The organism is Paraburkholderia sp. (genome assembly GCF_035501035.1).
In the GTDB taxonomy this organism is placed as follows: Bacteria; Pseudomonadota; Gammaproteobacteria; order Burkholderiales; family Burkholderiaceae; genus Paraburkholderia.
The window spans coordinates 1-6,074 of the sequence record NZ_DATJWR010000506.1; the positions used below are offsets into that span (position 1 = coordinate 1).

The window sequence follows — 6,074 nt, forward strand, 5'->3', positions numbered from 1 at the left end:
GCCAAGCTCGCCGCGCGCTGCGTGATGCGCTTCGGCGCGAGCAAGGTCGCGCTGCTCACCACCGACAGCTACCGCATCGGCGGCCACGAGCAGCTGCGCATCTTCGGCAAGATCCTCGGCGTTTCGGTGCACGCGGTGCGCGACGGCGCGGACCTGCAACTCGCGCTCACGGAACTGAAGAACAAGCACATCGTGCTGATCGACACGATCGGCATGAGCCAGCGCGACCGCGCCGTGGCCGACCAGATCGCCATGCTGTGCGGCGCCGGCCGCCCGGTGCAGCGCCTGTTGCTGCTCTCGGCGACCAACCACGGCGACACGCTCAACGAAGTCGTGCAGGCCTACCAGAGCGGGCCGGACGACGCGGCGCTCTCCGGCTGCATTCTCACCAAGCTCGACGAGGCGACCAACCTGGGCAGCGCGCTCGACACGGTGCTGCGCTACAAGCTGCCGGTGTACTACGTCTCGACGGGCCAGAAGGTGCCCGAGAACCTGTACGTGGCGACGCGGCGCTTCCTGATCCGCAGCGCTTTCTGCATTCCGCGCGACCGCTCGCCGTTCGTGCCGCACGAGGACGACATCCCGGCGCTGCTGTCGGCGTTGTCGATGCGTTCGGGCTCCCAGGCTCCCGAGGTTCGGTTTGGATAAGTTCGTCATCGATCAGGCCGAGGGGCTGCGGCGCCTGCTTGCGCGCGAGGGCTCGCGCGTGGTCGCGGTGACGGGCGGCGGGGGTTCGCCCGGCCGCACGACCGCCGTGGTCAATCTCGCGGCCGCGCTCACCGCGCACGGCAAGGACGTGCTCGTGATCGACGAGTGCCTCGGGCCGCGTTCGGTGTGCGCGCTCGTGGGCGGCGTGCGCGGCGCGGGCAACTTCGCCGCCGTGATGCGCGGCGAGCGCACGCTCGAAGAGGCCGTCGGCCGGCATCCGCTCGGCTTCGGCGTGCTCGCCGCCTCGCGCGACAACCGCGCCCAGTACACGAGCGCGCAGCTGCAGAAGGTGATCTCGGGCCCCGCCGACATCGTGCTGATCGACGCGCAGCTCGACGCCGAAGGCGCGCTCTCGCCGCTCGCCATGCACGCGCACGACGTGCTGATCGTGATGCGCGTCGGCGCGCAGTCGATCACGGACGCCTATGCGTGCATGAAACGGCTCCACTTCGCGCACGCGATCGCGCAGTTTCGCGTGCTCGCGAATCACGTGGCGAGCGTGCCCGACGCGCAGGTCGCCGTCGAGAACCTCGCGGGGGTGGCGGGCCGCTATCTGAGCGTGTCGCTCGAAAGCGCCGGTTATGTCGCCGCCGATCCGTACATGGCGCAGGCGCTCAAGCTCGCGCGCTGCATCGTCGATGCGTTTCCCTCGACGGCTGCCGCGCGCGACTTCCGGCATGTCGCCGCGGAGCTGCCGCACTGGCCGATGCGACCGGCCGTCTCGGCGTGCTCGCCGGCCACGGCGCGGGCCAACGCGGCGCGCGGCTACGACACGGCAGGCGACGCGCTCGCCGACGAGCAGGACCCCGCGCCACGGCAAGCGCGTGCGGCGCATGCCGAGCATGACGGCGGCGGTCCGGGCGGCGGCCTGCAAGCCGTGGCCGAGGTGCATGCCGCACACGTGGCGCTCGCCGCGAACGCCGATTCGTTCGTTGCGGCCGTCACGGGTGGGCACGCCGTACCGAACGCAGCATCCGCGTCCGCGACGGCCCATGTGGGCTGGCGGACCGACACGCCCACGCAGCGCCCGTCGCCGCAGCACGTCTGAAGTGCGCACGACGTGACGCCGCGAGGGATATGAGAAGCGAAAGCATTTGCAAGGGATCGGGGCAGGTGCCCTGCATGGGGCCGGAGTAAGGGCTGAGGCACTCACTCCGGCCGACCACTGAAGCACCAGGTCCGGTCGACAGCTTTGCATGGGATCGGACCAAGTGCTCTGCATGGGGCCGGAGTCAGTGCTGAAGCACTGACTCCGGCCGACAGCTAAAGCGCCAGGTCCGATCGACACAGGAGAGCAGGATGTACAACGCTCAAGGAAAGATTTCGCAGGCCGACGTGCTCGCGAAATACGCGCCGCTCGTCAGGCGGCTGGGCTTGCAGCTCGTCGCCAAGATGCCGGCGAGCGTGGACCTCGACGACTTGATCCAGGCCGGCATGATCGGCCTGCTCGACGCCGCGAACCGTTACAAGGAAGATCAGGGCGCGCAGTTCGAGACTTACGCGAGCCAGCGCATCCGCGGCGCGATGCTCGACGAGCTGCGCAGCAACGACTGGCTGCCGCGCAGCCTGCGCCGCACGTCGCGCGAAGTGGAGAGCGCCGTGCACCAGGTGGAGCAGCGGCTTGGCCGCTCGGCGAGCGAAACCGAGATCGCCGAGCACCTGAACATGCCGCTCGACGAATACCAGACGATGCTGCAGGATCTGCACGGCAGCCAGCTCATCTACTACGAAGACTTCGACCGCTCCGCCGAGGACGAGCCGTTCCTCGACCGCTACTGCGTCGATCATTCGGACCCGCTCTCGGCGCTGCTCGACGACAGCCTGCGCGGCGCGCTCGTCGAGGCGATCGAGCGGCTGCCCGATCGCGAGAAGCTGCTGATGTCGCTCTACTACGAGCGCGGCATGAACCTGCGCGAGATCGGCGCGGTGATGGAGGTGAGCGAGTCGCGCGTGTGCCAGCTGCACAGCCAGGCAGTGGCGCGTCTGCGCACGCGGCTGCGCGAGATGTCGTGGGCGGGGACGGAGAGTTGAGGCGGTAGACGGCCCGCGTGTTCGCGCACGGGCCGGGTGCAGGCAGAAAAGCCGGAGCGCGCGAGCGTTCCGGTTTTTTTTTGTTGCCGGAAAGAACACGGCGGCGCAAACAAAAAAGCCGAAGCGGCATCGCTTCGGCTTATCTCTTGTGTGGGCCGCACGTTGGCGCGCGGTCGCTCGCCGGCTTACAGCCCGAACGCCGGCAACCGACCGTCGGGGCCGTACAGCATCGCGCCGTTGCCCGTCTCGCCGCGCAATATCGCGAGCGCGCGGCGGTTATGCTCCATGCGCGTGCGGATCATCATGCCGATCGTGAGGTTCTTGCGGCGCGCCCGCTCGGTCGAGCCCTTGAGCAGCGCCCACTGGCTCGCGAGGCGCGTATCGCCGTCGCAGGCCATCTCGATGCCCTTGCGGCCGCCCGGCAGGCCGAGGCCCGCCAGTTGCGCGTCGCGCGCCTTTTCGAGGCCGGCGAGCCGCTGCGTGAGCGTCGTCTTCTGCTCGACGATCTGCGGCAGCGCTTCCATGCCGTCGGCCGAGACGAGCGCCTTCTCTTCATAGGCGAGCAGCGACGCAAACGCCTCAATCGTGGCGTGTTCGTCGATCAGCGTGGCCAACAGGGCATCTTTCATCGCATGGCACCAGAAAATTCAGCGTTTTGCACAGCACGCGCGCGGCATCGATCAGTTGGCCGACGTCGGCATCACGAGTTCGCGCGCGGTCTGGATCACACCGTCGGCAATCTTGCCGGCGTCGATCTGCAACGTGCCGTTGCTGATCGCGTCCTTGATCGACTGCACGTGGGCAACGTCGATGTCGGCGGCGCCGCTCGCCGCGAGCGAGCGCAGCGTCGAGGAGAGCGAGGAGAGGCTCACGTTCGCGTCGGCCTGGGGCGCGCCGGACCCGCTCGCGGCGCCCGCGCTGCCTGCGGCGCCGGACGTGGCCGCGTTACCGGTACTCGCCGCGCTCACGGAGCTGGACGAATCGCCTTGCGAGCGCGCCACGCCATCCTGCAGTGCGCGCGGACCATTGCGGGTGGAGGAGTCAACTTTCACGATGGGCTTCCTGATCGATTTGACCTTGATAACGGCATAGGCCGAGCCGAACTTTAGCGCGAAAGTCCCGAGGTTACATGCTGTTACGTGTGCTGGCGCACACAGCGGCAAATGAGCCCAAGGCGGGGCCCAGCCGGGCCAAAACAAACCCGATGCGAACCGGCCCTAGATCTGCACCTGCACGGTGCCGGCATCCTTGACGACGCCCGTGACGATCTGGCCGTTGCTCGTGCGCACGCGCACCTGCTGGCCGGGCTCGCCGTTGCTGAGCGCGCTGCCTTCGGCGGAGATCGTGAAATTGGTGCCGACGGCGATCACCCTCACGGTCTGCCCGATGAGGACCGAGGCCGCGCTGCGCAGCATGTCGGTGCGCAGCGGCAGCCCGGCCGAGATGCGCGCGAGCGCGACGGCGCCGCTCGCTTGAGCCGGGTCGGTGATGACCGTCTGCGGCAGGCTCGCGAGGTCGCCCGAGCGCGGCATGAAGTCGGCCGCCGAGAGCGCCTCGCCCGCGCCGATCTGCCGCGCGGCCACGTAGTACGTGACGTCCACGGCGACGCGCGCGCCCACGTAGAGCGTCCACGGCTTCGCGCCGACGCAGCGCACCCCCACGGTCGTGCGGCCGAAGGTGCGCGCGCCCGGCGGCATGAACGGCTCGAGCTCGGCGCACGCGGCGAGGCCGCGCGCGAACACTGGCGCGACCGTGATGCTCACGTGGCCCGGCAAGCCCGCCGACTGTTGCTGCAGAAACGCGAGCGCCGTGGCGCGGATCGATTCGCCGTCCTGCTGGCCCGGCGGCGTTGGCTGGGCGTTGGCGGCGTTCGCGTTGGCGCCGGCGTTCGCGCTGCCGATTGCGTTGCCGCTTGCGTTCACAGCCGGCTTCGCATTGGCGCTGGGCGTCGCGCCTGCGCCGGCCGCTGCGGCATCGACGACCACGGATGCGACACGGTTCGCGCCGCTCGCCACGTTCACGCGCTGGAGCGTGCCGGCGTAGTTTGCGTTGGCGGGCGGCACGCGCATGGGCTGCGCGTTCGCGCCCGGCGCGGGAATCGTGACGATGCGCGGCGCCTCGCCTTGCGGCGCGCGCTCACCGGGGCCGGGGATCGTGATCATGCCGTTCGAATCGACGCCCGCGCGTGCATCTTCCGGTATGCCGCGCGCGTTCAGGTCGGCGTAGCTCGCCGCGCGCAGCGGCGCGGGCGCATTGGCGCCGGCTTCGACAGAGGGATTCGCAGGCACGGCCGCGGCGGGCCTGGCGTTCGTGGCGTTCGAGGTGTTCTTGGCGAGCAGGGCGTTCATCTGCGCGGCGTCGGAGCCGGCTCGGTCGCCGTTGCCCGCAATATAGATCTGGCCGGGCTGGGTTTGCGCCTGCGCGGCCGCGCCGCCGAAGGCGCAGGCGCTCACGAGCACGCAGGTCCACGACACCATGCGCGCGAGCGCGCGCGTTCGCCGCTCCAGGCCCGCGCGCGGCTCGCGCAAGGAGGCAGTCTGCGGCATGGTCGTTCTCCATCGAATGCATTGACACGCATCGCATTCTAGGTTGCGCCCCCCGCGCGCTAGCGTCGAATAGAGGGGCGCTTTACCGGCTATTCGTCAGATTGGTTCTTGCCAGCCCCGCCTAAGATTCCACTCCATGCGCAAAGGCCTAGGGGTCGCGCGCCTAACGTTTGCGCCGGCTTGTTGCCGATTGGCAACCGATTCGCCACCGACTCGGGCCGATTTGCCGCCGATGGCTCGGCCGCCGCGCTCATGCCGATTCACCGCTCGTCTCACGGAGAACGCCCGATGCTGGACAAACTCGATGCCGAATTCGCCTTCGGGCGCGAAGCGCTCGACGTGCGCGCCACACGGCAGGCATTGCTCTCCTCGAACATCGCGAACGCCGACACGCCGGGCTACCAGGCGCGCGACGTGGACTTCGCGGCGTCGCTTGCCGGCGCGCTCCGGCAGCAGGGCGCCGCGGGCACGGCGGCGGGTATGGCCACTATGGCGGCCGGCAATGTCCAGCCGCTCGCGATGGCGCAGCCGGCGGGCGTGACGAGCGGCATGCAGCTCGCGACCACGGAGTCCGGCCACATGGCGGGCAACGCGAAGCTGATCCCGACGGGCGGCCCGGCCGACACCTACACGAGCCAGCTCATGTATCGCGTGCCGGTGCAGCCCGCGCTCGACGGCAACACGGTCGACCTCGATACCGAGCGCGTGCAGTTCGCCGACAACGCGCTGCACTTCGAGTCGGGCATGACGGTCGTCTCGCAGCAGGTCAAGGCGATGATCGCGGCGATC

5 protein-coding genes and 2 pseudogenes are annotated in these 6,074 nt (G+C 69.6%); 4 read left to right on the forward strand and 3 right to left on the reverse strand.

All coding sequences use genetic code 11. The annotated features are described in order from the left end of the window. The 3 genes and pseudogenes from VMJ11_RS34305 to VMJ11_RS34315 all read left to right on the forward strand — a co-directional run. Window positions 1-648: pseudogene (locus tag VMJ11_RS34305) on the forward strand (flagellar biosynthesis protein FlhF); the annotation flags it as partial. Beyond that, a pseudogene (locus VMJ11_RS34310) lies at window positions 641-1,474 on the forward strand (MinD/ParA family ATP-binding protein); the annotation flags it as partial. The pseudogenes VMJ11_RS34305 and VMJ11_RS34310, both read left to right, overlap by 8 nt. 533 nt (window positions 1,475-2,007) lie before the next feature. Then, entirely contained in the window at window positions 2,008-2,739 is a 732-nt protein-coding gene (locus VMJ11_RS34315; RefSeq protein ID WP_325625668.1) for an RNA polymerase sigma factor FliA, read from the forward strand. 185 nt (window positions 2,740-2,924) lie between these two features. Here the strand turns inward: VMJ11_RS34315 and VMJ11_RS34320 are convergent, their stop codons facing one another. The 3 genes from VMJ11_RS34320 to flgA form a co-directional block, all read right to left on the reverse strand. Further along, window positions 2,925-3,368, reverse strand: coding sequence for a flagellar protein FlgN (locus VMJ11_RS34320; protein WP_325625670.1), 444 nt, complete (start codon window positions 3,366-3,368; stop codon window positions 2,925-2,927). A gap of 51 nt (window positions 3,369-3,419) precedes the next feature. Beyond that, window positions 3,420-3,791, reverse strand: a complete 372-nt coding sequence (flgM, locus tag VMJ11_RS34325) for a flagellar biosynthesis anti-sigma factor FlgM (protein ID WP_325625672.1) — start codon at window positions 3,789-3,791, stop codon at window positions 3,420-3,422. Window positions 3,792-3,956: 165 nt separating this feature from the next. Then, window positions 3,957-5,285: a flagellar basal body P-ring formation chaperone FlgA gene (gene flgA, locus VMJ11_RS34330; RefSeq protein ID WP_325625674.1), complete on the reverse strand. Its 1,329-nt coding sequence runs from the start codon at window positions 5,283-5,285 to the stop codon at window positions 3,957-3,959. 288 nt (window positions 5,286-5,573) lie between these two features. On the opposite strand from flgA, the gene VMJ11_RS34335 reads away from it, so the two are divergent. Beyond that, the coding region (locus VMJ11_RS34335; protein WP_325625675.1) for a flagellar basal body protein at window positions 5,574-6,074 on the forward strand (501 nt) is incomplete at its 3' end.